25 protein-coding genes are annotated in these 26,772 nt (G+C 30.8%); 8 read left to right on the top strand and 17 right to left on the bottom strand.

Annotated elements, in window-relative coordinates:
* From FHQ18_RS03380 to FHQ18_RS03320, 13 genes are all read right to left on the bottom strand, one after another.
* Nucleotides 1-1,068 (bottom strand): glycosyltransferase, encoded by a 1,068-nt coding sequence (locus tag FHQ18_RS03380; RefSeq protein ID WP_149265761.1) that lies wholly within the window; start codon nucleotides 1,066-1,068, stop codon nucleotides 1-3.
* Nucleotides 1,065-2,072, bottom strand: a complete 1,008-nt coding sequence (locus FHQ18_RS03375; RefSeq protein WP_149265760.1) for a glycosyltransferase family 9 protein — start codon at nucleotides 2,070-2,072, stop codon at nucleotides 1,065-1,067. Before FHQ18_RS03375 ends, FHQ18_RS03380 begins: the two co-directional genes overlap by 4 nt.
* Nucleotides 2,035-3,219 carry a glycosyltransferase family 4 protein gene (locus FHQ18_RS03370; protein ID WP_149265759.1) on the bottom strand — a complete coding sequence of 395 codons (1,185 nt, stop codon included), beginning with the start codon at nucleotides 3,217-3,219 and terminating at the stop codon, nucleotides 2,035-2,037. The genes FHQ18_RS03375 and FHQ18_RS03370 overlap by 38 nt, the downstream gene beginning before the upstream one ends.
* 129 nt (nucleotides 3,220-3,348) lie before the next feature.
* On the bottom strand, nucleotides 3,349-5,358 hold the full coding sequence (locus FHQ18_RS03365) for a glycosyltransferase (RefSeq protein ID WP_246798633.1): 2,010 nt from the start codon (nucleotides 5,356-5,358) through the stop codon (nucleotides 3,349-3,351).
* Nucleotides 5,358-6,458: a glycosyltransferase gene (locus FHQ18_RS03360; protein ID WP_149265757.1), complete on the bottom strand. Its 1,101-nt coding sequence runs from the start codon at nucleotides 6,456-6,458 to the stop codon at nucleotides 5,358-5,360. Before FHQ18_RS03360 ends, FHQ18_RS03365 begins: the two co-directional genes overlap by 1 nt.
* Nucleotides 6,439-7,617, bottom strand: a complete 1,179-nt coding sequence (locus FHQ18_RS03355; RefSeq protein ID WP_188020328.1) for an O-antigen ligase family protein — start codon at nucleotides 7,615-7,617, stop codon at nucleotides 6,439-6,441. The genes FHQ18_RS03360 and FHQ18_RS03355 overlap by 20 nt, the downstream gene beginning before the upstream one ends.
* The gene (locus tag FHQ18_RS03350) at nucleotides 7,607-8,461 is read right to left on the bottom strand and encodes a putative nucleotide-diphospho-sugar transferase (RefSeq protein ID WP_149265755.1); all 855 of its coding nucleotides are present in this window, start codon (nucleotides 8,459-8,461) and stop codon (nucleotides 7,607-7,609) included. Before FHQ18_RS03350 ends, FHQ18_RS03355 begins: the two co-directional genes overlap by 11 nt.
* Before the next feature lies 1 nt (nucleotide 8,462).
* Entirely contained in the window at nucleotides 8,463-9,662 is a 1,200-nt protein-coding gene (locus FHQ18_RS03345) for a DegT/DnrJ/EryC1/StrS family aminotransferase (protein ID WP_149265754.1), read from the bottom strand.
* Nucleotides 9,652-10,404 (bottom strand): glycosyltransferase family 2 protein, encoded by a 753-nt coding sequence (locus FHQ18_RS03340; protein WP_149265753.1) that lies wholly within the window; start codon nucleotides 10,402-10,404, stop codon nucleotides 9,652-9,654. The genes FHQ18_RS03345 and FHQ18_RS03340 overlap by 11 nt, the downstream gene beginning before the upstream one ends.
* Nucleotides 10,404-11,414: a dTDP-glucose 4,6-dehydratase gene (gene rfbB / locus FHQ18_RS03335; protein ID WP_149265752.1), complete on the bottom strand. Its 1,011-nt coding sequence runs from the start codon at nucleotides 11,412-11,414 to the stop codon at nucleotides 10,404-10,406. The genes FHQ18_RS03340 and rfbB overlap by 1 nt, the downstream gene beginning before the upstream one ends.
* Nucleotides 11,404-12,291, bottom strand: a complete 888-nt coding sequence (gene rfbA / locus FHQ18_RS03330; RefSeq protein WP_149265751.1) for a glucose-1-phosphate thymidylyltransferase RfbA — start codon at nucleotides 12,289-12,291, stop codon at nucleotides 11,404-11,406. The genes rfbB and rfbA overlap by 11 nt, the downstream gene beginning before the upstream one ends.
* The gene (locus tag FHQ18_RS03325; RefSeq protein WP_149265750.1) at nucleotides 12,291-13,340 is read right to left on the bottom strand and encodes a glycosyltransferase family 4 protein; all 1,050 of its coding nucleotides are present in this window, start codon (nucleotides 13,338-13,340) and stop codon (nucleotides 12,291-12,293) included. The genes rfbA and FHQ18_RS03325 overlap by 1 nt, the downstream gene beginning before the upstream one ends.
* Before the next feature lie 3 nt (nucleotides 13,341-13,343).
* Nucleotides 13,344-15,071 carry an ABC transporter ATP-binding protein gene (locus tag FHQ18_RS03320; RefSeq protein ID WP_149265749.1) on the bottom strand — a complete coding sequence of 576 codons (1,728 nt, stop codon included), beginning with the start codon at nucleotides 15,069-15,071 and terminating at the stop codon, nucleotides 13,344-13,346.
* Nucleotides 15,072-15,125: 54 nt separating this feature from the next.
* Here FHQ18_RS03320 and hemW point away from each other — a divergent pair, with 54 nt between their 5' ends.
* Both hemW and FHQ18_RS03310 read left to right on the top strand, forming a co-directional pair.
* On the top strand, nucleotides 15,126-16,199 hold the full coding sequence (gene hemW / locus FHQ18_RS03315) for a radical SAM family heme chaperone HemW (protein ID WP_149265748.1): 1,074 nt from the start codon (nucleotides 15,126-15,128) through the stop codon (nucleotides 16,197-16,199).
* Entirely contained in the window at nucleotides 16,127-16,450 is a 324-nt protein-coding gene (locus FHQ18_RS03310) for a cytochrome c3 family protein (protein WP_246798628.1), read from the top strand. The genes hemW and FHQ18_RS03310 overlap by 73 nt, the downstream gene beginning before the upstream one ends.
* 243 nt (nucleotides 16,451-16,693) lie before the next feature.
* On the opposite strand, the gene FHQ18_RS03305 is transcribed toward FHQ18_RS03310, so the two are convergent.
* Together FHQ18_RS03305 and FHQ18_RS03300 are read right to left on the bottom strand one after the other, a co-directional pair.
* Nucleotides 16,694-17,236, bottom strand: coding sequence for an NUDIX hydrolase (locus FHQ18_RS03305; protein WP_149265747.1), 543 nt, complete (start codon nucleotides 17,234-17,236; stop codon nucleotides 16,694-16,696).
* Nucleotides 17,236-17,577 carry a hypothetical protein gene (locus FHQ18_RS03300; RefSeq protein WP_149265746.1) on the bottom strand — a complete coding sequence of 114 codons (342 nt, stop codon included), beginning with the start codon at nucleotides 17,575-17,577 and terminating at the stop codon, nucleotides 17,236-17,238. Before FHQ18_RS03300 ends, FHQ18_RS03305 begins: the two co-directional genes overlap by 1 nt.
* 142 nt (nucleotides 17,578-17,719) lie before the next feature.
* On the opposite strand from FHQ18_RS03300, the gene FHQ18_RS03295 reads away from it, so the two are divergent.
* The 6 genes from FHQ18_RS03295 (at nucleotide 17,720) to FHQ18_RS03270 (ending at nucleotide 22,537) form a co-directional block, all read left to right on the top strand.
* Nucleotides 17,720-17,890 (top strand): DUF362 domain-containing protein, encoded by a 171-nt coding sequence (locus FHQ18_RS03295; protein WP_149265745.1) that lies wholly within the window; start codon nucleotides 17,720-17,722, stop codon nucleotides 17,888-17,890.
* Between the two features lie 70 nt (nucleotides 17,891-17,960).
* Nucleotides 17,961-18,632 carry a serine O-acetyltransferase gene (cysE, locus tag FHQ18_RS03290; RefSeq protein WP_149265744.1) on the top strand — a complete coding sequence of 224 codons (672 nt, stop codon included), beginning with the start codon at nucleotides 17,961-17,963 and terminating at the stop codon, nucleotides 18,630-18,632.
* Entirely contained in the window at nucleotides 18,610-19,038 is a 429-nt protein-coding gene (locus tag FHQ18_RS03285; protein WP_149265743.1) for an RrF2 family transcriptional regulator, read from the top strand. The genes cysE and FHQ18_RS03285 overlap by 23 nt, the downstream gene beginning before the upstream one ends.
* Nucleotides 19,039-20,199, top strand: a complete 1,161-nt coding sequence (locus FHQ18_RS03280; protein WP_149265742.1) for a cysteine desulfurase family protein — start codon at nucleotides 19,039-19,041, stop codon at nucleotides 20,197-20,199.
* A gap of 34 nt (nucleotides 20,200-20,233) precedes the next feature.
* Entirely contained in the window at nucleotides 20,234-21,418 is a 1,185-nt protein-coding gene (locus FHQ18_RS03275; RefSeq protein ID WP_149265741.1) for an aminotransferase class I/II-fold pyridoxal phosphate-dependent enzyme, read from the top strand.
* Nucleotides 21,419-21,421: 3 nt separating this feature from the next.
* The gene (locus FHQ18_RS03270; protein ID WP_149265740.1) at nucleotides 21,422-22,537 is read left to right on the top strand and encodes a hypothetical protein; all 1,116 of its coding nucleotides are present in this window, start codon (nucleotides 21,422-21,424) and stop codon (nucleotides 22,535-22,537) included.
* A gap of 539 nt (nucleotides 22,538-23,076) precedes the next feature.
* Here FHQ18_RS03270 and FHQ18_RS03265 read toward each other — a convergent pair.
* Both FHQ18_RS03265 and FHQ18_RS03260 read right to left on the bottom strand, forming a co-directional pair.
* On the bottom strand, nucleotides 23,077-24,087 hold the full coding sequence (locus tag FHQ18_RS03265; RefSeq protein WP_149265288.1) for an IS110 family RNA-guided transposase: 1,011 nt from the start codon (nucleotides 24,085-24,087) through the stop codon (nucleotides 23,077-23,079).
* 552 nt (nucleotides 24,088-24,639) lie between these two features.
* Complete coding sequence (locus FHQ18_RS03260; protein ID WP_149265739.1) at nucleotides 24,640-26,772, bottom strand: RelA/SpoT family protein; 2,133 nt, start codon at nucleotides 26,770-26,772, stop codon at nucleotides 24,640-24,642.

Here is a 26,772-nt window from a genome sequence, read left to right as displayed (position 1 = left end):
TTATTCTCCTCTTACTATTTTTTCCAAAAAAACAGATAGTAATTTTGCATTTTTTTTAAGATTGAATTTTTTTTCGATAGAGTTTACCGCATGTAATGACATTTTTTTATAACAATTTTTTTCCATTAAACAGCATTTATGTAGTAATTTTGTTAATTGATCAATATTTCCAGGAAAATATAAAAATCCATTTTTACTTTCTTCTATCAACTCTGGAATACATGCAATATTAGTACTAATAACAGGCAAACCAGCAGCTAAATATTCTAAAACAACATTAGGGAATCCTTCGGAATATGAAGTAAGTATCCCAAAATGATAATTTGGTAATATCTCACCTAAGCCGAGGCTAAAACCTTTGAGTCTTATTTTACTATCTAATTTATATTTTTTAATCTGCTCATCTAACCACCCTTCAAGCTCTCCCTCACCATAAATATCACACAAAAAATTTATATTAAACTCTTTGTCTAACTTAAGTAATGCTTCAAAAAGATCTTTATGTCCCTTTGTTTCTTCAACTTTTGATGTAATTACAAAACGAACAGGATCTGTTTTCATTATACTTCTTTTTTCATATGGAATTTTACCGTTATAGACATATTCTACATCCTGTTCTTTTATAAACTTAAAGGTTTCAACAAGCTTATCTTTCATCCCTTTGCAAGGGACTAAAATCTTATCTACAATCAATTTGTGATTTATTATAACATCAATTTTATTCTTCAAATCACCTACCAAACCTACTCTATGGATCACAGGGATTGCTAAAAGTTTAGCAGCAATACCTGCTGTCCTAATTTCCTTATAAATATTACATATGATTATATCGATTTTATATTTTCTAAAATAAGAGTAGAATGCTTTTACAGCAAATATATTATAATCTGCACCAAACTTAATAATATGTGAGATGTGGTAATTTTCTCTTGCTTTTTTAATAAAATTTTTATCCGAAGCAAAGTAATAACAACTATGTCCTAACTTATTTAATTCATTTCCAAATTCTAACATCCATGTTTTAACACCTCCCCACCTATGAGTGGATGTTATAAAAGCTATATTCATAAAATTCCTTTTAAAATATATCTTTTAAAAAATCTATCAAACTCCTGTCTGATATCTTCGAATTTTAGCTCAGTTAAACACGGAATTGTCTCAAATTTACATTTTTCGCTATTACATGGTTGACATGTAAGTTTTTTATTAACATATGTGTGAATTTCATCAGGAAACACCCAGCCTGAGCTCGATGAACCTAAAATTATAAACGTCGGTGTTTTACATGCAACAGCAATATGATGAGGAGCAGAATCATTACCAATATGTATCAAGGCATTATCTATCAAAGCCGTTAATTCTAACAACGTCATTTTGGGAGCTATAAAAAAAGCTTTTCCATAAAGGTTTTCGCTTTTTAAAGGACTTAGATACTCTTGTTCATTTGGTGCAGCAGTAAAAATTGAGCATAATTTGTAGTTTTGATATATATATTTTGCTACCTCAATATAATAATTCAGAGGCCATCTCCTTGTTTCTCTTTTATGAGTTGGCGAAATTGTCACATATTGCTGGATCCCATAATTTATTAACATCTCGTTGATTCTTGCTAAATGTTCTTTTTTGTAAAATATTTCAGGTCTTATATTTTTGCATTCAATACCTAAAGGCTTTAGAAGTGCTGATTTCATCTTAATTGCATATTCTCTCTTTGGCATCACCAATTGATTATAAGCAAATTTCCTTTTCGTATATTTATAAGTTATTTTTGTTTTTGCTCCTGAAAAAAGTGATATCCAAGCAGATCGTGGATTATTATGAAAATCTATCAAAAAATCATATTTTCTATTTCTAACTTGCTTTATAACATCTAATAATTCTTTCACTCCGCCTTTTCTGTCAATTGTAATAACATTCTCAATATTTGGATTATACTTTAAAACATCTTCAAACCCCTTTGCAACTAAGAAGTCAATTTTTGCCTCGGGATAAACCCTCTTTATTTCCCTTGGAAAAGGGGTCGACAATACAATATCACCGATTTGATAAAACTGAATTAATAAAATTTTCATCTAACAAAACATCCAAATATTTTTGAAAAACTTCATCATCACTCAATGTCGTATCAATGAAATTTTCAGGCTTTAAATTTATACATTTCTGAATCATTTCTGCAATAAGTTTTTCATTAATTTTTTCTAAAATGTATCCATTAACTCCTTCTATTATCAAATCCTTGGCACCAACGTTTTTGGCAGTAATTGTTGGAATGTGCATAGCAATAGCTTCTGCTACAACACTTCCGAAAGTATCATAAAAAGAAGGATGGCAAAAAACATCCAATGAAGCATAAAACTCCGGCATATTATCTACTTTACCTAAGAAATAAACTCTATTATCAACTTTGAGTTTTTTTGCAAGCTTTATGTATTTAGACGGATTTCTGCCGCCTGCAACAAGTAAAACAAAATCCTCTGGTAAATACTGTAGTGAGGAAATTAAAAAATGTAAACCTTTTAACTCAAAATTGGTAGAACAAAAACCGATGACAATTTTATTTTCATCAAAAGTTAATCTATTTTTTAATGTATTTATAAGTTTTTCTTTATTTTTTAAAGAGAATTTGGTTTTGTCTATACCATTTGGAATAACAACAATCTTATTTTTTGGAAGTTTAAATCTGCTAGTAAGTTCATTTTCCACAAGAGTAGAAATTGCGATAATTTTTTTAGTGTGTTTACTATTATAAATTTTAGATTCAAGGATGGGATTAAGATAATTTACTGGATTCAATGCCCTTTTAATAGCTTTCATAATAAATTTTAATGGTGGATACCCTACTGATGATTTTATTAAAAAATCTATGTGAGAGCTGCTCCCAGTTCGGTAGAAATCACAGTGTGCTACTTTTCCACAAGCTAAAGTTACAGAGTTTTTATCGATAGATTTTATATATTTTTGTGATTTTAAATAGAAACTTAAAGTTTTTAGAAATCTACCAGGTTTCCATAATTTTACTTCAATAATATCTTCATTTTTAATATCAGTCTTATTTTCACCACAGATGATATTTACATTTATATTTTTACCCTTTAAGTAATTGTAAAACCTGAAACAAAAATTTTCAACTCCACCATATCTTGAAAATGTACGAATAAAAATAATTATCTTATTTTCTAAAGGATAATTCATTGTATGTTTCCTGTAGTTTCTTTGCATAATGTGTTATGTCAATTTGAAAAGGTTCCATACAACTTTTTGACTGTACGTAATCTTTCTATAATAGCACTGCAGATTCTATCAATCCAAATAAACGCTATTACACTATGATAATTTTTAGAATTCTCGTTACCTTGCATTTATTTTATCCTCAAAAAACTGTCCTGAATATACCTTAATCAGTTTCAAACCTTTATTCATACAACTTAACTGCCTAATTATTTCTCGGTTATTATCTCCCATTCTCTGAGATAGCTTCCTGTTATTATACAAAAATAAAATTTTATTAGCAAACTTGTCTATATCAAGATTGTCAACAACAAATCCGTTTTTTCCATCAATTATGAGATCGTTAACTGCACCAACACTATGAGCAACAACAGGCAAACCAAAACTCATAGCTTCTAATAATGAGTTAGGAAAACTTTCCGACCTCGATGTCAATACAAAAAGATTTGCATCTTTGAGATAACTTGCAACATTTTTAACTGTCCCTGGCAATTCAATCCTCTTATCAATTTGAAATTTTAACTTTTCTTTTGCAACGCCAAGAGCAACAAATTGTATATTATACCTTTTTGGTATTTTTTTCACAATCTGATTAAATATATCAAACCCTTTTATAGGGTTTGTATTTCCAATATAAAGTACCATAAAAATTTTTTTAGAAGTCAAATCTCTCTCTAATTCCTCAAAGTCTATACAATTGAAAACAACATTTATCTTTTTAGGATTAACAAAAATCTTTTTCAAACTCTCTTTGCAAGCATGTGAATTACATATAAAACCATCAATCAATACATTATTATAATAAAAAATATTGTTAGGAACTTTCAAAACTCCCCTATTAACAAACAACCTAAATTTTGAATAAAAAACCTTTGAAAGCACCCCTACTTTGTGCCCCTTATTATGAAAAGTATGCACTACTTTAATTTTGTTTTCTTTAATAAAAAATGCTAATTTTTTGGCAGATAATAACTTTTTATTAAAATCTAAAAATACTATCTTGTCGAAAATATCTTCCAAACTACTAACATAAGCATCTTTTTTAGCTGCTAAATAAACCTGCACATTTTTTTCTTTTAATGATTTTGCATTATAAATAAGCTGTTTAATTCCACCGCTAGAGCGTTTTGTAGAATCAGTTACAAACAAAACTTTACCACCAAAGTCGTTCTTCTTACGGTATTTTTTAAAAAAGATCATCGATAAATACTTTGAAGAATAGATCTTCATTTTTTGAGATAGCCATCTTACCGAAGTTTTATCTACTATACCGATTCTGTTTATGTAAAATGGGTTTGTCCCATAACTGTTACAAAATCTTTCTAAAGTAAAAGCTCCTTTGTATCCTGCCTCTTTGGCGGCATCAATAGTAATATTATCAAATTCTCCCCAAGGCCAACAAATAAAATCTACCCTTTTATTAATTATCTCTTCAATTTTATTTCTACTATTTATAAATTCTTCAAAACAAAACTTAAATCTCTCTTCATCACTGCGGTATCTAAAATCCAAAAATCCATTATCCTTTAAAACAGGCCAAAACCCATTATAGGCGTATGCTGAGCCTCTTTGAAAAAGAGGATAATCACTTATAGGATGTTCATATATTCCATAAACACCCCAGTGAGATTTTTCATTCAAATTACCTGTTTGATATAAATTTTTAAAACACATTTGGTGGGATTGCGTATGACTTAAAACCTCATGTCCATAATGATATACGGCTTTGTAAAGCTCAGATGAATTCATAAATTGAGAATAATCCTTATTTTTTAAAGCATTAATAAAACATTCTCTTGCTGTTAAAATATTACTTGCCCATTCTTTATTCCTTGGTTCACCATCCCATATGAAATTTGAAATTGCGAAAAACACTGCATTAAATGAATACTTTTCCAATAATGGAATAGCGTATATCCAATTGTCTAAAAAACAATCATCAAAAGTAATTAAAAACGGTTTTTTTACAGAAATAGTATTTTCTTTTAAATATTGGTATAATTGTGATGTAGTTATGGTTTGATAACCATTTTTTTTAAGAAAAAAAAGATGTTCTTCAAATTGCTCAGGTGTTATTCCTCCAGAATATGAAACTTTATGATAACACAAAACAGGGATGCTTTTATTCATCACTCTTCATCACCTTCATAAAATTTTCTCAGTTTGAAAAGATGAGATTTAATATCAAATTCATTATGATATTTTTCAAAACTTAAGCTTTTATAAAAGACTTCATAATTATCTAAAACTTCAGCAATCTTTTTAGCAAATAGCTCAGGATTTTCTTCTAATAAAATGCCACCATTATAAATATTAATAACTTCACGATTTATCTCTGTATCAACAGCAACTACTGGAACCTTCATTAATAAAGGCTCAATCAATCCTGCTGGCAACCCTTCATTTTTTGAAGGAAATACTACTAAATCGAAATCTGTTATATACGAATAAGGATTTTTTGTTTCTCCAACAAACTCAAAATAAACTTCCAAGTTTTTTTCTTTGATATAATTTTGCAGATAATCCTTATAGGGACCATCTCCAACAAAATAAAATTTAAAATTATTTTTAAAATTTTTTAAAATGGCAATAGTATCAACTATAAAAGTTAAATTCTTACTCTCAACTAAACGTAGAGCAACTCCTAATTTAAAAAATTCTTTATCATGATTCAAAGACTTTACAGGAAAACTTTCAACATCAAATCCATTGTATAAAACCAAACATTTTTCTTGCAATCCTAAACTAAATCTTTTTAAAAACTCATCCAGTATAGATTTTGAAACAAAAAATATTTTTTTAGCAAACAGACATAAAATAATTTTTTCTTCAAGCTGATGTTTTAATCTTTTTAATTTGCTTCTCCCATACCAGTGCAGTTCCATTTTAACATGCACATGGGCAAACCTTTTTTTTACTCCCGCTAAATATGCTGCTATTAGCCCTTTGATATTCCCCCCCATTGAATGAGTATGTACAATATCAGCTTTATATTTTTTCATTAACTTAGATATTTTTAAAATTGCTAAAAAATCAAAAGTACCTTTTGCCTTAACAAAGTGTATTTTAATCCCTTTCTTTTCAAACTCTTCTGCTAATACTCCTTTTTCCTTATAAACAACTACATGGATATCATAATCATTAACAAAATGAGATAATACATCCAACATCCTTCTTTGAACACCGCCAATATTTAAGTTATTTGTCACTCTAAAAAGAACTGGTTTCATCTTCAGGCGAGGTAATAGCAAATACTATCATGAATGTTCCTAACCACCATGTTCTAAAAAAATTATGAGCACTAAAAGCAGTGGCTAAATATGAACATATCCATGCTACATAAATCCATAATAATATTGACTTAGTTTTTAAAAAAGTCTTTAATAAATTAAATAATCTGCCGAAAATAAAGGTAAAAAATAACAACAACCCTATAATACCAGTCTCAGATAAAAATTGAACATATATATTATGAGGATGTTGTATATGCCTTGAGGTTTTTGTAGGATATAAGTGGTAGTAATTAAAAGCATTACAAAATGTCGCTACACCATGTCCAAAAATAGGTTTTAATTTAAACAATTTTAAGGCAATAGTCCATAATTCAAAGCGAGGATCATTCAAAATTATATTAAAGTTTAACCTATTTAATATAATTTTTTTGAAAAAAAATAAAATCAAAACTAAAATAGAAAAAACAGGTAAAAAAAGCTTTCTAACATTATAAAACGAAAAAATTGATAAAAAAACAAAAAAACCAACCCATCCACTTCTTGTCTTAGAAAAAATTAAAAGAAATAGTGGAGGTAAAAATGCTACAAAAAGCAACAATTTTGCTTTCCATGATTCAAAAGTGTCATTATTTCTAAAATAGTAAGCAAAAAATGCTGGTAAAGACAGACTTACAAAATTGCCCACTCTTGGAGTATCTAAAGAAGCAGTCAATCTATCACCAAATGGTTTTAAGTGTTTGATAAAATCATAACCTGTAACAAATTGATAGATACCATCAATACCTTGTATGGTCACACTTATCATAAGAAGCAAAAGAATATAATTTTTATCCACTTTTTTACTAATGGTAATAGATGACAAAATATAATAAACCAAGAAACATTGCCAAATAGCGTTAAAAAGAACATCTAAGGATGTCCTTGAATCCATACTTACAAATAAAGAATTAAATAAAAGATAACACAAAAAAATTAATAAAAACTTATTTTCTGTCCATTTAAAAAGAACATAATATGCTTTGTTTTTAAAACAATCATAAACAAAAACCAAAGTCAATAATATGATTCCTGCTTGCCTTATTGATATAGAAATTGGCAAAAACACTATATACAGGAACAAACTTAATTTATATAAATTATTAGAATTAAGTTGCATTCTCTTTCTCCAAATATAATCGCAATTCATTTATATATCTTTTCGCATATCTTTTAGGATTTAACAATTTTTTAATTTTATATAAAATTAAATTTATTTCCCTTATCGCACTATAAAGCTTAACATTTTTTGATATTCTAACAAAATTCTTAAATTTCTGTTGTTCTCTTGCAGCTTGTTTAAAGTGCCAAATAACGCCAGTTTTGCAGCTTGTATCATTATAAAGCTCCGAAGACAAAAATCTAAAACTTATCTCTTCTGTTTCAAATTTTGAAGTTAATAAATTGCGAATATCCAAATATTGTTCTAATATTAAACTTAATGCCTTTTGGTCAGTAATTTCTGAATCTCTAAGACAATATTCATGCCATTTATCAATGAATTTATTCAATCTCTCTATATTAAATTCATTGACATTAAATATTAAAACGCCAGCATTTATAATGCCATTTTTTTGAAAATCTTTACAAGTTTGATCCTTATAAATTTTAAATGTAAAAAAAATGTCAACATCTACACTTGGCAAAAAACTATTTTTTAAAAACAAACAATCTGCATCGATAAAAATAAAATGTTTTTTAAATTTATTTATAAAATATTTTATGCACTCAGGTTTATGTATTGTCCTAATACAATTTTGCTTATTAATTTTATTATAATCAGAATTAACGCTAATATCAATAAACTGCGCATTTAAAGAATCCTTATACAAGCTAATGCCACCTAAATCGAAAATATATGGAGTTTTGTTTAATGTTAAGTTTACGCTTCTGGTAAATGCTTTAGCAAATTCAATATAATTTTTATCTGCTGCAGTTACAATTTCATAGTCACTAAGTTTCATCTTACCCTTCCCAATAAAATGTTAAAATTTTCCTTACTGCATTTATTACATCCTCAACATCCCTATCACTCAAATAACTTCCAAAAGGTATACTTATCGTTCTATCAGAAATAAATGATGAGTTAGGAAAATCATCATCTTTTAAATTAAGTAGATTTTTGTAATAAGGATGTTTATGAAGCGAAATATAGTGTACGCCAACACCGATATTTTCTTTTGTAAGTGCTTCAAGAATGTAGTCTCTATTAACTTTTAATCTGCCTAAGTCTAAAATCATGATGTATAGGTGTCTGGCATGAAGTCCTGAATCATCAGGATTAGCCAATTTGATTAAAGGTAAATCAGCAAAAGCTTCATCATACATTTTCCAAATCTTTTTTCTTTTTTCGAAGTTTTCATTTATTTTTTTCAACTGATGCAAACCAAAAGATGCTTGGATATCCGTCATATTGTATTTAAAACCTGCTTCAACAACCATGTAATGTTTATATCCTTCATCAGAATATCTTTTCCAGGCATCTTTGTCCATACCATGTAAGCTTAAAATTCTGATTTTATTTATTAATTCTTCGTTATTGCCTGTAACCATACCACCTTCTACTGTTGTCATATTTTTTGTTACATAAAAACTAAAGCATGTTAAATCACCTATTGTACCGATTTTTTTGTTTTTATAATACGCTTCTATCGCATGAGCAGCATCTTCAATAACTACTAAATTATATTTTTTCGCTATTTCTTGTATTTTATCCATATTACATGGACGACCGGCAAAGTGTACAGGCAAGATAGCCTTAGTTTTTTTAGTGATTTTTTCCTCTATTTTATTTACATCAATATTTAATGTCGTTTTGTCGATATCAACAAAAATAGGTGTTGCTCCTGCATGGATAATAGCATTTGCCGTTGCACAAAAAGTCATCGGAGTAGTGATAACTTCATCTCCTGGTTTGATTCCTGCTGCTATTAAAGATAAATGAAGTGCAGCTGTACATGAGTTTGTTGCATGAGCATATTTTGCTCCAATATATTTTCTGAATTCTTCTTGAAATTTATGAGTTTTTGGTCCAGTACCAATCCATTTTGATCTGATTGTATCTATTACTTCATTCAATTCATCATCACTTATATCTGGCTGTCCAAAAACTAAAAATGAATCCCTAACAGGTTTTCCACCTTCAATAGCAGGTTTACTTTTCATTTCTTTTTAGCTCCCAAAATCTTAAATATTTAAGAAAAACAAAATAATAAGAAAAAACGGCCAAAACAAATCCATGTAATCCATCTAAAAAACCGAATTCTAATATATATTTTTTAAAAAATCTACCAAAAGGATTTAAAATTAATTTTCTTAATTTAAAAGTTTTGTTTTGTGATAACATTTCCTTTGCCGAATGGTTTGCATAAGAATGCATTTTAGATAAATATTCATGCACAGAATCATAAGGATAATGTTTTATAGAATGTTTCAATTTTTTTGTCATACCTTCAGTTTTTACCACAGAAAAATTGTTATCTGTATGCTCCCCTTTTTCTTTATTAAATAGCCTAAGCACATAATCATCTCCCCATCCACCATGTTTTATCAACTTTCCAAATAAATAGTTATCCCTTTTAATATAATAACCATCACAATCAAAGCCCGTTAATTTCAGATATTTTATCTCATCAACAAGAGCATCTGTTAATATTTCATCTTGATCAACTACAAACACCCATTTGCATGCAGTAAGTGAAACCGCATATCTGCATTGCCTTCCATAATTCTCAAACTCATGAAAAAAAATTTTATCAGTAAATTTTTTGGCAATAGAAATAGTATTATCACTACTACCTGAGTCAACAATAATTATTTCATCGCCTATTTTTGATATTTGTGACAAACATGCTTCCAAATATTTTTCTCCATTAAAAGTCAATATAACTACTGAAATTTTTTCCATTATCTATTCCAATATTTCTTAATATACCATTCAACTGTATTACTTATACCTTCATCAAAAGGTGTTCGCTGAGACCAATTTAATTCTTTTTTTATCTTGTCACAATTGATAGCATATCTTTTATCATGACCTAGTCTATCTTTAACAAAAGTAATATATTTTTTGAAATAATCTCGATGTTTCCCTAACTTCTCTGCAACAATTTCACAGAGATAGTTAACTAAATCTATATTTCTCCATTCATTTTCTCCACCAATATTATATTTCTCACCCACTTTCCCATTACCCAGCACTAACCATATTGCTTCACAATGATCCTTTACATACAACCAGTCTCTCACATTTTGCCCATCTCCATATACAGGCAAAGGCTTTTCCTTTAACATATTTAGTATCATCAAAGGTATTAATTTTTCAGGATACTGGTATGGACCATAGTTGTTTGAGCAATTCGTAATAATAACGGGCAAGTTGTATGTATAATAATAAGACATTACGAGATGGTCACTTGACGCTTTCGAAGCTGAATATGGGCTTCTAGGATTATAACAGCTACTCTCATAAAAATAACCTTCTTGCCCTAATGAACCATAAACTTCATCAGTACTAATATGTATAAACCTATTATTAGACTCTGAACATGCCCAATACTTTCTTATTGCCTCAAGCAAATTAAATGTCCCAATAATATTAGTATAAATAAACTGTTGAGGACCCGTTATCGACTTATCCACATGCGATTCAGCAGCAAAATGCACAATACAGTCAATTTTGTATTGGGTAAACAAGTCTTCCAGTGCAGCAAAATCACAAATATCAAGTTTCTTAAAAATATATCTTTCTTTAAAATTAGTCTCAATATCTATTAAATTTTCCTTTCGGCCTGCATAAGTTAATTTGTCTATATTAATTATTATACCATCAAAATCGGTATCATAAAAAACATATTTGATAAAATTTGTTCCTATAAAACCACAACCACCTGTAACCAATATGGTCTTACAACTCATTTGCTTCTCCCACCAATCTTAACAAATACTGGCCATAACCACTATTCATCAAAGGCTTAGCAAGCTCTAAAACTTTATCTTTATTTATCCACCCTTTTCTAAAAGCAATTTCTTCAATACAACCAATTTTCAATCCTTGCCTTTCCTCTATTATCTTAATAAAGTTACTCGCTTCAAGCATTGAGTTATGAGTACCAGTATCAAGCCAGGCAAATCCTCTTCCCAAAAGCTCTACCCTTAATTTTCCTTTTTTTAAATATTTTTCATTAACTGAAGTTATCTCGTATTCCCCTCTTGCAGAAGGTTTTATCTCTTTAGAAATTTTTATAACATCGTTATCATAAAAATAGAGTCCTATTACAGCATAATTACTTTTCGGTTGAGCAGGTTTTTCTTCTATACTAAGGACATTACCTTCTTTATCAAACTCAACAACTCCATATTCACTTGGATTATTAACATAATACCCAAAAACAAGGGCACCACCTTCTTTTTCTATAAGCATCTTACTTTTGATTAAAATATTCGTTAATCCATCGCTGTAAAAAATATTATCCCCCAAAATAAGACATACATTATCATCACCTATAAATTCTTCACCAATTAAAAAAGCTTGGGCAATCCCTTCTGGCTTATTCTGAATAGCATAACTAATATTTATTCCGTATTTTTTCCCATCTCCTAATAAATCCTTAAATTTCGGAGTATCTTCAGGAGTAGATATAATCAAAATGTCCCTTATTTCGGCAAGCATTAAAAGAGACAAAGGATAGTATATTAATGGCTTATCATATATAGGTAATAATTGTTTACAAACAACCTGAGTTAAAGGATATAATCTTGTTCCTTTTCCACCAGCAAGTATAATCCCTTTCATCATAACCTTCCATCTTTGTTTAGTATTTCATCATATATTTTTATATATTTATATGTCATTTTCTCACAAGAAAATTGTTTTGCCGTTTCCAATATTTTATTTTTGTCCAACACTATTTTATGATTTAAAACAAGTTTAATTTTATTCGATAAATCGCTCTTGTTTTTATTCTCAAAAAGAATTCCATTATAATTATCCTTAATGATTTCTTTATTTGCATCTAAATTACTTGCAATTACAGTCTTTCCGCTGGCTAAAGCCTCTTTAATAACACCACTTGAACCTTCTCCATCTACAGAAGGTACAACTACAAGATCAGCAAAAAAATAAAATTGTTCAACCTCTTTCTGAAATCCATAAAAAAGTACATTATCAACTATACCCAAATCATCTACCATTTTCCATAAATCTTTTTCCAATGAACCGCCTCCAACAAGATGAAGACCAACATCTCCTATTTGTTCAACCACACTTTTAAATGCTTCCAATAAAACCTCAATCCCTTTCTGCTTTGAAAATGAACCTACAAAAAGAATATTTTTATTAAACCGCTTTTTAAAAGGATTTTTAGGTTTTTTCAAAACAAATCTATCTATTTCTATACAACTGTTTATTACAAAAACATTTTTAAAAAATTGCCTTAAATATTCAGCAATTTCCTCAGAAACAGCCACGTGATAATCACATAAAGAGTATTTAACTTTCCTTGAAAAAAAAGATATTGGATAAGACACCCTTCTCGTTTCAATTTTTTTCATACTAGCAGGCATAAATTCTATAAAATTTAAACTTTTTCCATCATGAAAATGCAAAATATCTGGATTTATTTTTCTAAGAATCTTTTTCAAATTAAAAATACCTTGAAATATATTTCCTGGTAAACTGATTACATTTTGCAGTTCATCTTTAGCTTTTGAATATAATATCCCATTTTCATTACACACGAGAAAACTATCTATATTATTTTTTAAAAGGTTTTTATGAAGTATAAATACTTGACGTTGTCCACCGCGCCACTCTTTACCTGTATCTATATGAAGAATTTTCATAGATTATTCACCATCTTGAAACTGCATCTGATAAAGTTTTTTATAAGTAGGGGATTTTTCTAATAATTCAGTATGTTTTCCTGTGGCTTCGATTTTACCATCTTTTAAAACAACTATTATATCCGCATTCAATATTGTTGATAATCTATGGGCTATTACAAAGCTTGTTCTTCCTTTCATAAGATTTTCAAGGGCTTTCTGTACAATCTTTTCTGCTTCTGTGTCCAAAGCGCTAGTGGCTTCATCCAGTATCAGAATAGGTGGGTTTTTTATTAATGCTCTTGCAATAGTAATTCGCTGACGTTGCCCCCCTGATAGTCTTACTCCTCTTTCACCTATAACTGTATCATAACCATTTGGTAGTTCTGTTATAAAATCATGGGCATAAGCTGCTTTTGCAGCATTGATGATATCTTCTTCCGTTATATTTTCTGCACCATATGCTATGTTGTTTTTTATAGTATCATTAAATAAGAATGGTTCTTGGGATACAATTCCAATATTTTTTCTTAATGAATAAACTTTAAATTCTCTGATATCTGTTCCACCTATGTATATTGCACCACCTGTTACATCATAAAACCTGGGGATCAGGTTAACGAATGTACTTTTACCGGCACCGCTTGAGCCGACAAGAGCTACAGTTGTGCCAGGCTCGACCTTGAGATTGATATTTTCAAGCACATAACGTTCGTTGTTGTCATATCTAAAATAGACATTTTTAAATTCGATAATTTTATTTCTTGCATCGCACTCTAAAGTACCATCATTCTCAAGTATTTCATTGTGAGTATCCATTACTTCAAAAACTCGTTCAGCCGCCCCAATTGCAGCCTGGACTGCATTGTTTGCAGAATTTATTCTTTTGAATGGATCATACATCATTGCTATTGCAGCCATAAATGAGAAAAAAGTACCTGGCGTAGATTCTCCGTTTATGACTTTTAAACCACCATAATAAACCACTAAAGCTATTCCGATTGCTCCAATTAGTTCCATCAATGGAGAGCTGATTTCATTGTAAATCATCCTCTTAAGTTCATATTTGACAAAAGTTGCGTTGTGTTTTCTAAACTTTTCTTTCTCTTTTTCTTCCATTACAAAAGCTTTTACTACTTTTATGCCACTAAAAGTTTCCTGCAAAACAGATGATAAATCACCCATTTTATGTTGGCCTTTTTTACTGTACTTTTTGATTTTTTCCCCAATTTTTACGATTGGAAGCACAATGATCGGTAAAACAAAAAGGGCAAATGTACCAAGATAAGGGTCTTGATATAACACCACAGCAGCCAACCCAAGTATTGAAAAGCATTCTCTTATTCCTGTTACAAAAGATGGTATGGATGACTGCATTAGGTTTACATCATTTGTAATTCTTGACATAAGCATACCCGTAGAGCTTTGAGAAAAAAACTTTAGGGGCAGCATTATAATTTTGTCATATAAATCATTCCTAATTGCTTCAACAACTTTTTGACCAGTTTTTCGCATTAGATAGTTTTGTAAGAATCTGAAAGTTCCTTTTATTAAATATATGGCAATGATTAAAATGGGCATGTAAATTAGCTTTTCTCTGTCCTTATTTATAAAAATACCATCAAGTGCTGGTTTGATAATGTATGCTGTAGCTCCGTTACTTGCAGCTACAATTAGTGAAAAGAGAAAAGATAAGATAATGTAAAGCTTGTATTTTTCAAAATAACGCCAGATTCTTTTTAAAAGTTTCAATGAGTTATCCCTTTTATATTTGCATTTTACATTTTAAATTATAAAATAACTCCCATGCGAGGCCTATATATACATATACCATTTTGTAAAAGCAAGTGCAAATATTGTGGTTTTTATTCCATTACTCAGTTTGATAAGAGTTTAATTTCAAAATATACAAAAGCCCTTTTAAAGGAATTTGAACTATACAAGAATTATGAATTTGATACTATTTACATAGGTGGTGGCACACCTTCTATTTTAGCCCCTGTTACTTTGTCAGACTTTCTCAATAAGCTTTTATCCCTGCTTAAAAAAGAACCTTTAGAATTTACCATTGAAGCAAATCCAGAAAGTTTAAGTCCAGAAAAATTAAAAATTTTAAAAGAATATGGGGTCAACAGAATCAGTCTCGGTGTTCAATCTATGAATAATAATGTATTAAAATTTCTAGGAAGGATACACACACAATCTGATGTTTACAGAGCAACATATTTTATAAAAAAATTTGGATTTAACTTCAATGTAGATTTAATTTATGATATTCCAAATATTGATGAAGAAATTACAATAAAATCACTAAAAAAATTATGTGATTTAGCTCCTAATCATATCTCAGCCTATAGTTACTCCTTTGATACATTATTTCTATCAGAATCACCCCCAGTTGAAAAAACATCAATGTATAAAATAAGAAATCTACTGCAGGAAAAAGGCTACATACAATATGAAATTTCAAATTTTGCAAAACCTGGCTTCCAGTGCAAACACAACATAATTTATTGGAAAATGCACGATTACATAGGACTTGGTGCTGCAGCGCACTCCATGATTAATAAAAAACATAAAAGGATCAGATGGTCTCATTGTACTAATATCTTCGCGTATATCCAATCCCCTTTTCAATATGAAAATTATACTATCATTAGAAATAAAGATGTGTTGATTGAAAATCTAATATTTGGATTACGAATGATCGAGGGAGTAGATATTGCAATCCCTATAGAATTGAATATAATGAAAAACATAGATGGCCTCACTCATCAAGGATTATTAACTATAAAAGGTGATAAAGTATGTTTAACAGAAAAAGGACTACTTTATTTGGATTATGTACAGGAATACTTATATACTTCACTTTTTGCTTAAATACTACAAAAGTTAATGCAGGTTGTGCCGGTGATTGCATGACATGTCACCAAAAGTTAATAGATGATGAAACTCACATATCAATGACCATGTGTGCCACCTGCCACAAAAAATCATCGAACGATCTTTCCATCTTTTCAACTATGAACGATGGTTGTGGTGATAGATGTTTTGATTGCCATGATAAATGGCCGAAAGATGGTTATCACGCAGATCTTGATAAATGCATAGAATGTCACACAAAACAATAATTGGGTTCACCCAATTTTTTATGATCTGGAAGATTTGTTCAAGGTTCAAAGTTCAACGTTCAAGGTTCAATGTTCAAAGTTCGAGGTTAAGGTTTAGGTTGAAGCTAAGGAGATAAACTTCAAGTGTCACTCCTACAACCTTTACAACCCTTACTCCCCCTTATTACTCTTACAACCCTTATCACCCCTACTACTCTTAATAGCCCTTATTTGCAAAAACTGAAATGACGCCAGAAAAAACAATTACTGATCTTTGCTCAAAAGATACTTAGTATAAGCAGCCACCACAATTGAATGCGTAATCTTATTATCTATTAAATATTTTTTAAACTCAGTTTCATCCATTAAAACAATCTCTATATCTTCAAATTTATCAAAATTGGTTTTCCCTACATTCTTACAATTGTAAGCCACATAAATATGGCATTTATTACTAAGAATTGCAGGGTTTGGATGCACAAACCCCAGATATCTTATATCATCAGATTTATATCCTGTTTCCTCTTCAAGTTCTCTTACTGCTGCCAAACTATGTGGCTCCCCTAAGTCGATCGCACCACCAGGAAACTCTAAAGTAGTATCTTCAACTGCAAATCTAAATTGTCTTACCAAAACAAATCTACCATTATCCGTAACGGGAATTATCACAACCCAATTTTTCGTATTTATTGCACAAAATGGGTGCGTTTCACCATTTTTTAAAAACTCATAATACTTATGATCTATATTGAGAATATGATCCTGAAATTTTTTCTCAACTTTAATTAACTTCCAATATTTTTCCATTAAAGAATCAAACCGCCTCCACTCTGATTGCTACCTGAAGGTGGTGTTAACCCCTCCAAATTTGATGTGATTTTTATGTTACTCTTTGCTTCAAGGTATTTATTTTTCAATTCCTCTGGGACTTTAGTATATTCATACAATATCTTATCACTTGATATTTCTCCGCCTATCTCATCTTCAAAAGGAAAACCAAAGGGCAAAATTGCTATTTGCACACCAGATCCACCCACAGGAATTGTTTGTACTGCAGCAATATCTTTCAAACTTTTAGTTTCATCATCATAGTTCCCAATAACGGTGTCGCCACTAACAAGCTTAACCATTTTTATTTCGTATGCCATCATTTCCTCCAACTTTTTTTGTGGGTTAAGAATATACATTTTGTTTAAAAAATCAACCATCATTCAATCTTTAAAATGAAAAATTATTGACATTGTTTCAATAGATGACTATTAAAATAATTATAATTAAGGGAGGTGCATTATGGCACATGTAATTACTGATGAGTGCACAAACTGCGGTGCTTGCGAAGACGAATGCCCAGTAGGTGCTATTAGCGAAGGAGATGGCAAAAGGGTTATTGACCCAGATACTTGCACAGACTGTGGCGCTTGTGTAGAAGTTTGCCCAGTTGATGCAATCGAAGGTCCTTAAGAAATAATCTTAAGGGGTCAGCAAGACCCCTTATTTTTTAATACAAAACACTACTACCAGGGTAGGTATTATGGGTATTATCAAATGGTTTAAGGATGAAATAAACAATATTTTTGAAAAAGACCCAGCAGCAAGAAGTGTCCTTGAAGTCATATTTTGTTATCCAGGATTTCATGCAAATATAATGCATAGAATCGCTCACTGGTTTTGGACACACAAGATGTATTTCTTAGGAAGATTTATATCACACATATCTCGTTTCCTAACAGGGATTGAAATTCACCCAGGAGCAAAAATCGGTAAAAGATTTTTTATTGATCATGGAATGGGTGTGGTTATAGGTGAAACAGCGGAAATTGGAGACAATGTAACTATATACCATCAAGTCACACTTGGTGGAGTTAGTCTAAATAAAGGTAAAAGACACCCTACAATCAAAGATAATGTTGTAATAGGTTCAGGAGCTAAAGTTCTTGGTCCTTTTGAAGTGGGAGAAAACTCCAAAATTGGTTCAAACTCTGTAGTAGTAAAAGAAGTTCCTCCAAATTCTACTGTGGTCGGTATACCTGGTAGAGTTGTTACAAAAAAAGAAAAAAAACTATTGGACTTTGACCACGATAAATTACCTGATCCTGTAGCAAATGCTATTTCCTGTATTGTCGATAGAGTGGTAGAGCTTGAAAAAGAAATCAAAGAATTACAAAAAAAGGTGGAATACTATGAAAGTGACAACAAGAAGTAGATATGCCATACGAGCTCTTTATGCTCTTGCAATAGCAGGGGGAGACAAAATACCAGTATCATTAAAAAAAGTATCAGAAATGGAATCTATTTCAATGAAATATTTAGAAAGAATTTTTTCTCAGCTACTAAAAGCAGGCATTGTTGATTCAGTAAGGGGTATTTATGGTGGATATATTTTCAGTAAGCCTCTTAAAGAAATTACTTTAAAGGATGTTGTAAATATTATGGATGGTCCTATTAAACCTGTAGACTGTATAGATGAAGATGCTTGTGAGCATGCTAAAAGCTGTAGTATCAATTGGATATGGTTTGAATTGAAAAATCTAATTGATAATTTTTTGGAAAAGATTACATTTGATGATTTAGTATATAAGAATTTTACCTTAAAGAAGGAGGATCTATAAATGTCTATCTATTTTGACAATAGCGCAACAACTCCAATGGACCCCCGTGTAATTGAAGCTATGCAACCATATTTCAAAGAGAAGTTTGCAAATCCATCTAGTATTCATATTCTGGGGAGAGAAATTAGAGAAGACATTGAAAGAGCAAGAGAAACGGTTGCAAAAAGTATAAAGGCAGAATCTCAAGAAATAATTTTCACAGCAAGCGGTTCAGAGTCTGACAATATGGCAATAAAAGGTGTAGCTTACGGCCTGCGTGAAAAAGGTAAACATATAATCACCTCTAAAATTGAACATAAAGCAGTTTTAGAGACATGCAAATATTTAGAACAGGAAGGGTTTGAAGTTACTTACCTACCTGTAGAAAAGAATGGAATTATCAATATAGATGAACTTAAAAAAGCAATTCGCGATGATACTATTTTAATCTCAATTATGCTTGCAAACAATGAAATAGGAACAATTCAGCCCATAGAAGAAATTACAAAAATTGCAAGGGAAAAAGAAATTATTGTTCATACCGATGCTGTACAAGCAATGGGTAAAATGCCTATAGATGTATCCAAGTTAGGAGTTCATCTTTTAACATTTTCTGGGCATAAAATATATGCTCCAAAAGGTATTGGTGTGCTATATGCAGAAGAAAGAATAAAAGATTTTCTAATACCAATAATCCATGGTGGACATCATGAATTTGGATTAAGGGCTGGAACCGAAAATGTGCCTTATATTATTGGAATAGCCAAAGCATGCGAAATAATCGAAAATGAACTAGAAAAAGATATAAAGCATGTTAAAACATTAAGAGATAAATTTGAAAGTAGAATCTTGAATGAAATACCTGATACAATCTTAAATGGAGACAGAGAAAAAAGGGTGTGCAGCATATCAAATATAAGTTTCAAATATATTGAAGGAGAAGCTTTGATGGTTTATGCAAATGAAGTATGCTGCTCCACAGGAAGTGCATGTACATCAGATAGTGTGGACGCATCCCACGTGCTTTATGCCATCAATGTGGACCCGGTTGATGCACATGGAGCTCTAAGATTTAGCTTTGGAAGATTTAATACTATGGAAGAAGTTGACAAAGCCGTAGAAATTATAAAAGATAGTGTAAATAAATTGAGGCAAATGTCTCCCCTTTACAATAAAAGATAAATTTGTTATAATTTCCATTATTTAGGAGGAGTTTTTGAGTTTATTCAATAAAGTCTACAATTTTAAAGATGCCGAGCAGGTTAGACAGTTAGGTCTTTACCCCTATTTCAGGGTAATCGAGTCTGAGCAAAACACAGAAGTAATTATTAATGGTAAAAAAGTTTTAATGCTTGGCTCAAATTCATACCTTGGGCTTACAAATCATCCCAAAGTTAAAGAGGCAGCCATTAACGCCATTAAGAAATATGGAACAGGTTGTGCCGGCTCAAGATTTTTGAATGGGACATTAGATATTCATATTGAATTGGAAGAAGAGTTAGCTGATTTCGTAGGAAAAGAAGCAGCAATACTCTATTCAACAGGTTTTCAGGCAAACCAAGGTGCAATAGCTCCTCTTGTAGGAAGAAACGAATATGTGATTATTGATAAATTAGTTCATGCATCCATAATCGAAGGATGCCGTCTTACTCTTGGTAAAATGCTTAGATTTAACCATAACGATATGGAATCCCTTGAAAATAAATTATCATCTATTGAGCTTGAGCGAGGAAAACTCGTTGTTGTAGATGGTGTTTATAGTATGGAAGGGGACCTTGCTGATTTGCCAAATATCGTAAAAATTGCAAAAAAATACAATGCCGAAGTTATGGTTGATGACGCCCATGGTATCGGTGTTTTTGGAACAAATGGAAGAGGTACTTGTGATCATTTTGGACTTACAGATGATGTAGCTCTTATTATGGGAACCTTTTCAAAATCCTTTGCATCCCTTGGAGGATTTATTGCCTCATCAAAGGAAATAATCGACTATTTAAAGCATAGTTCAAGGGCGCTAATTTTTTCAGCTTCAATGTCCCCTGCAAATGCCGCAGCTGTAAAAGCTTCTCTTGAAATTTTGAAAAACGAGCCTGAAAGGATTGAAAAACTATGGGCAAATACCCACAGGTTACGTAAAGGCTTGCAAGAATTGGGACTTGATACAGGAAATAGTGTTAGCCCCATAATTCCAGTACAAATAGGTACTGACTTAGATGTTTTTAAAGTGTGCATGATGCTTTTAAATGAAGGAGTATTTGTAAATCCTGTAGTTACCCCTGCAGTCGAACCTGGAAAAGCAATTATAAGACTAAGTGTTATGGCCACACATACTTTTGAGCAAATAGATTTTGCTCTTGAAAAAATTGAAAAAGTTACAAAACAACTTGGGGTACTGGTTTAAAAATTGTCAGACATAATTATAAAAGAAGTCAAAAATAAAAGTGAATTATTAAAATTTATAAAATTCCCTTTAACTCTTTATGAAAATTGTCCTTATTATGTGCCTCATCTAACTATTGAAAGAAAGGAATTTTTTAATCCAAAAAAAAATCCTTTTTTTAATCATGCTGATGTTTCATATTTTTTAGCCTACAAAGATAGAAAAATCGCTGGACGAATTGCAGCAATAATTGATCATAACTTTATCAATTTTCAAGGAGAACAAACTGGGTATTTTGGTTTTCTTGATTTTATTGATGACTTAGAAGTAGTAAAAAAACTTTTTGAGCATGCTCTTAATTATCTAAAAAATAAAGGTATTAAAAAGGTTATTGGTCCATTCAATTTCTCCACAAACCATGAAATTGGCATTCTCTTAGATTCTTATGATTTACCGCCAGTAATAATGATGACATACAATTACGAATATTACCCCCACCTTATAGAATCATGCGGGTTTAAAAAGGAAAAGGACGTTCTTGCCTATAAAATGGAAGTGAATGATTTTCCAGAAAGAGCACAAAAAGCATACAACTTATTAAAAAATAGACTAAATGTAACACTTCGCTCTGTAAACATGAAAAAGTTTTATGAAGAACTAGAGTTAATCAAGGAAATATACAACAGTGCATGGGAAAAGAACTGGGGTTTTGTCCCAATGACAGATGAAGAATTTGACTTCATGGCAAAAAATCTAAAAAGTATAATAATACCCGATTTATGTATTATTGCAGAATATGAGGGGAAACCTGTAGGATTTTCTTTAACCCTTCCTGATATCAATCAAATCCTAATTAAACTTAATGGTAAACTTTTCCCCTTTGGTATATTTAAATTTATAACAGGATTTAAGAAAATCGATTTTGCAAGGGTAATTACTCTTGGAATTGTAAAAGAATTTAGAAATCGAGGTCTTGACTACCTGCTTTACTATAAAACATTTGAAAACGGGTTTAAACATGGTTTTTATAAAGGAGAATTATCCTGGATATTAGAAGATAACAAACCTATGAATTTGGCCTTACAAAAAATGGGTGCATCAGTTTATAAAACATACAGAATTTACAGTAAAAACATATAAATAGTTATTCAAGGTTCAACACGTGTAATAATACCGTACGCATTGTAATTTCCGAACAATAAAACTTGAGTTGTGCGTAGTCAATATACTATACAAATGCTTTATTACACGTGTTCAAGGTTCAACCCGTGGAATAATGACCTACGAACGCCCAATCACTAACAACGACGCTTATTACGTCTATCTCATCAAAAAACAGTCGACAGTTGTATTTCACGGGTTCAATGTTTAAGGTTAAGGCTGAGGGTTAAGGGTGAAGTGAATAGTGAAACGAAAAACGTTTTCAATTTACGAAATATTAGAACGTTAAAACGTATGATCGTTAGAACGTTGGAACGTATGAATGTTAGAACGTTAAATAGTTCTCACTGAAAAAGTGAGAACTATTTAAATAAAAATTTTCTTAATAAGTTTTCATTTTATGAAATGAAGTTGTTGCATAATACAAAAAGAAATATTGCAAATACATAACTCGATCCTAAACGTATTGGTAATAAAGAGATTGCTTCGCTAACGCTCGCAATGTTCTGTGTTAAAAGTCAAGCATTTTTTGCACTATGTGTTAATCCTGCATGATAATCAGGATCATAAGGTTTTCCACTTTTCAATATCCCAAAAGCTTGTCTTATTAATTTATTTGCAACAGCAATTAACGCTAGCTTTTTAGGTTTCCCAGATGCAATCAACCTATAATACAAAGTCCTACAGCTCCTGTTATGCTTACAAGCACTTAATGAACACATAAATAATATTTTTCTCATATACGTGTTACCCCTCTTGGATATTTTACCTCTGCCTTTAATTGAACTCCCTGACTCATAAGGACTAGGACAAATCCCAATATATGAACTTACTTGCTTAGCCTTATCGAAATTTTTAAAACATTTAAGTTTACCTATTACAAGTGAACAAAACTTTAATCCAGCACCTGGAATACTACGTAAAAGCTCATATTCCACTTTAAAATTTTTCTTTATTAATCTCTCTAGTTCCTTCTCCGCTTCTCTAATCTTTCTTTGATATGTTTTTATCATGCTTTTGTAACTTTTTATTATTTCAGGAAATTTATAGTATCTTTGCATTAAACTTTCCAATTGATTACTTAGCGTGTTTATTTGATTATAAAAATCATCTATCATGTTTAACGTTAATTCTATCTTTTCTGAGAGTTCATCTGTAGGACTAAATAAGTATTTATCACCATAAATATAACCAAACTCTGCTATCTTTTTAGAGTCTGCCTTATCTGTTTTTAATCTGTTTAAATCAATACCTATAAAGTTTTTTATTGCAAGCGGATTTACTACTGATACTATACATCCTAATTCTTTTACTAAATAGGTTGCTAACTTTAAGTGATATACTCCTGTGTTTTCCATTATGAAAAGTGTGGTTGATAAATCTAATCTCTCTTTGTCAAAAAAATCTTTTTTAAATAAGTTAGTATTATTAGAAACTTCGTAAAAACTATACTTCTTACCATCATATACGCTTATGGATAAATTCAACTTCGATACATCAATACCTACCACCTTTTGATACTTATACATTTACTCACCTCAAATTTTTTATTGAGCTTGCTCCCTTTTTACTCTATCATCGTAAATACAGGCTTTATGCCTAATGTTCTGTTCTGAGTAAAGGGAGCCTAATGTGGGGATAACATTGCGAACGGTCTTTTTAGACCAATGACAATCATATCCTTCTCCACATTAGGTACTCTCTATAATATTAAATTAATTTTTACTGCTCGTTAATATCTTTTAATAATTTGCAATATACGATGACACATTACCATGCCCTGTCATTGCGAGGAACGAAGTGACGAAGCAATCTTTTGTTTATCAATGAGTTATAAAACAAATAATCTATTATTGTGAAATATCCTCGAAATTAATTTTATAAATACTTAAAAGTGGGGGTTATATCCCCCATTTTTTTGTGAAAATTATCCAAAAACTGGGGGAATTTTTATAGGAATATTGGAATAAATCTATTATTATAAATTAGTTGCCACTTTTTCAGTGGCAACTAAGTAAGTCACATCTTGCAAAAATATGACTGCATAATACTCTCATTAAACTATATTTCAAAAAAACTTCTCAGATAACTTTAATTGATTCTACACCAGAGATACTTTTTATCTTTGTTATCAACCTATTGAGCTGATTCTTATCAGTTACCTCTATGCTGAACGTTTGCCTTGCCTTACCTGCCATAATTGGTTTTGCCGTAAATTCTATAATATTTATCCCCATATCTTTGATTACATTTGTTATTTCACTCAAAATTCCAGGACGATCCTCTGTAATAGAATCCACTTTTACAGACATTTTAAAACTTATATCAACATTCCAATCCACATCAATAACACGATTTTCATCTATGGCCATATTTTTAAAATTTTTACAATCTTCTTTGTGAACAACAATACCACGCCCTCTAGTAATATACCCCTTAATTTTATCTCCGGGCAAAGGTTTACAACATTGAGCAATCTTAACCATCATATCTTCTATGCCATCAATTATAAAAGGATCTCTTCTGGGTACAGTCTTTGGAGCTTGAACAACCTGACCTTCCTTAGGCTTAACAAATACATGAACAACCTGTCTCGGTGAAAGTCTACCGTAACCAACAGCTTTAATAAGATCATCATAATCTCTTAAGCTAAATTTCTCTAAGATCTTTTTTAAATTATCCTTTTCTTTAATAATTTGCTCAAAATCTAATTCATGCTCAACAAAAGTCTTATTAAGAAGGTATTTTCCTATCTCAATTGCTCTGTCCTCTTCCTTCTTTCGCAGATAACTTCTAATTCTTGTCTTAGCCCTGTTAGTTTTAACAAAGTTTAACCAATCTCTACGAGGCTCCTGATTTGGTGAAGTTAGAATTTCCACCTTCTCACCATTTTTCAACTTATACTTTAAAGATACCATTCTCCCATCAACTTTTGCACCAACACATCTATGTCCTACCTCAGTATGTATAGCATAAGCAAAATCAATAGGAGTAGAACCAACCGGCAATTCCACAATATCTCCATTAGGAGTAAAAACATATATCTGTACAGGTAAAACGTCTTCTTTTAAAGCCTCTACGAACTCTTTCGGATCTTTTAAATCTTTTTGCTCTAACAACTGCCTAAGCCAAACAAAGGTCTTGTCCTCTTTTGGATCAAAAACTTTACCTTCTTTATATTTCCAATGAGCAGCAATCCCTTCTTCAGCAATTCTATGCATCTCATAAGTTCTAATCTGAAATTCAACCTTCATCCCCCTAGGACCGATAACAGTGGTATGCAAAGACTGATACATATTCGATTTGGGCATGGCTATATAATCTTTTATTCTCCCCTGGATAGGCTTCCACAAGTTGTGAATTACACCAAGTGCCGCATAACATTCTGGTACTGTCTTTACCAAAATTCTTAACGCTAGAAGGTCATATATTTCATCAAAAGAAGTTTTCTTTCTTATCATTTTTGTATAAATGCTATAAAAATGTTTAGGACGTCCTGTAACCTCTGCTTCAATCCCTTCATCTTCAAGAGCTTTTTTAATAATAGCCAAAACTTCTTTTAAGTATTCTTCCCTTTCACTACGTTTTAATTTAACCTTATTGTAAATATCATAATAAGCCTCAGGATTAAGTATTCTAAATGACAAATCTTCGAGCTCCCATTTTATCCATGCAATCCCAAGTCTATGGGATAAAGGTGCATAAATTTCTAAAGTTTCCTTTGCAATTCTTTTCTTCTTCTCCTCACTCAAATAATGAATTGTCCGCATATTATGAAGTCTATCTGCAAGTTTTATAACAATTACTCTGATATCTTTAGACATAGAAATGAGCATTTTACGAAATGCCTCAGCCTGCTTCTCCTCATGAGATTTGAAATTAATTTTCCCAATCTTTGAAACACCATCTACAAGAAAGGCTACATCTTCCCCAAAAAAATTCGCCAATTCCTCATAGGTTGCATCGGTATCTTCAAGAGTATCATGCAATAAACCTGCCACAACCGTATCAAGATCCATATTCATCTCTGCTAAAATATAAGCCACATTTAAAGGGTGAGATAGATAAGGTTCTCCACTCTTCCTAAGTTGACCTCTATGTTTTGTGGCAGCATATACGTATGCTTTATGTAATTTCTCTAAATTTTTTATTCCATTTTTAGTTAATCTTTCTTGAATATCTAACAATCTAACAACTTTTTTTACTTCAGGCAT

Origin of the sequence: Deferribacter autotrophicus, from assembly GCF_008362905.1 — a bacterium.
In the GTDB taxonomy this organism is placed as follows: domain Bacteria; phylum Chrysiogenota; class Deferribacteres; order Deferribacterales; family Deferribacteraceae; genus Deferribacter; species Deferribacter autotrophicus.
This window is presented reverse-complemented; position numbering and strand designations above follow the sequence as displayed.

Coding starts and splice junctions, on each gene's coding strand:
- FHQ18_RS03300 (WP_149265746.1), bottom strand. CDS start 17,577: ATGGCATACGAAATAAAAATGGTTAAGCTTGTTAGTGGCGACACCGTT.
- FHQ18_RS03350 (WP_149265755.1), bottom strand. CDS start 8,461: ATGAAACTTAGTGACTATGAAATTGTAACTGCAGCAGATAAAAATTAT.
- FHQ18_RS03370 (WP_149265759.1), bottom strand. CDS start 3,219: ATGCAAAGAAACTACAGGAAACATACAATGAATTATCCTTTAGAAAAT.
- FHQ18_RS03285 (WP_149265743.1), top strand. CDS start 18,610: ATGAAAGTGACAACAAGAAGTAGATATGCCATACGAGCTCTTTATGCT.
- cysE (WP_149265744.1), top strand. CDS start 17,961: ATGGGTATTATCAAATGGTTTAAGGATGAAATAAACAATATTTTTGAA.
- FHQ18_RS03360 (WP_149265757.1), bottom strand. CDS start 6,458: ATGAAACCAGTTCTTTTTAGAGTGACAAATAACTTAAATATTGGCGGT.
- hemW (WP_149265748.1), top strand. CDS start 15,126: ATGCGAGGCCTATATATACATATACCATTTTGTAAAAGCAAGTGCAAA.
- rfbA (WP_149265751.1), bottom strand. CDS start 12,291: ATGAAAGGGATTATACTTGCTGGTGGAAAAGGAACAAGATTATATCCT.
- rfbB (WP_149265752.1), bottom strand. CDS start 11,414: ATGAGTTGTAAGACCATATTGGTTACAGGTGGTTGTGGTTTTATAGGA.
- FHQ18_RS03345 (WP_149265754.1), bottom strand. CDS start 9,662: ATGAAAAGTAAACCTGCTATTGAAGGTGGAAAACCTGTTAGGGATTCA.
- FHQ18_RS03365 (WP_246798633.1), bottom strand. CDS start 5,358: ATGAATAAAAGCATCCCTGTTTTGTGTTATCATAAAGTTTCATATTCT.
- FHQ18_RS03280 (WP_149265742.1), top strand. CDS start 19,039: ATGTCTATCTATTTTGACAATAGCGCAACAACTCCAATGGACCCCCGT.
- FHQ18_RS03355 (WP_188020328.1), bottom strand. CDS start 7,617: ATGCAACTTAATTCTAATAATTTATATAAATTAAGTTTGTTCCTGTAT.
- FHQ18_RS03380 (WP_149265761.1), bottom strand. CDS start 1,068: ATGAATATAGCTTTTATAACATCCACTCATAGGTGGGGAGGTGTTAAA.
- FHQ18_RS03325 (WP_149265750.1), bottom strand. CDS start 13,340: ATGAAAATTCTTCATATAGATACAGGTAAAGAGTGGCGCGGTGGACAA.
- FHQ18_RS03265 (WP_149265288.1), bottom strand. CDS start 24,087: ATGTATAAGTATCAAAAGGTGGTAGGTATTGATGTATCGAAGTTGAAT.
- FHQ18_RS03310 (WP_246798628.1), top strand. CDS start 16,127: ATGTTTAACAGAAAAAGGACTACTTTATTTGGATTATGTACAGGAATA.
- FHQ18_RS03295 (WP_149265745.1), top strand. CDS start 17,720: ATGGCACATGTAATTACTGATGAGTGCACAAACTGCGGTGCTTGCGAA.
- FHQ18_RS03375 (WP_149265760.1), bottom strand. CDS start 2,072: ATGAAAATTTTATTAATTCAGTTTTATCAAATCGGTGATATTGTATTG.
- FHQ18_RS03305 (WP_149265747.1), bottom strand. CDS start 17,236: ATGGAAAAATATTGGAAGTTAATTAAAGTTGAGAAAAAATTTCAGGAT.
- FHQ18_RS03260 (WP_149265739.1), bottom strand. CDS start 26,772: ATGCCTGAAGTAAAAAAAGTTGTTAGATTGTTAGATATTCAAGAAAGA.
- FHQ18_RS03340 (WP_149265753.1), bottom strand. CDS start 10,404: ATGGAAAAAATTTCAGTAGTTATATTGACTTTTAATGGAGAAAAATAT.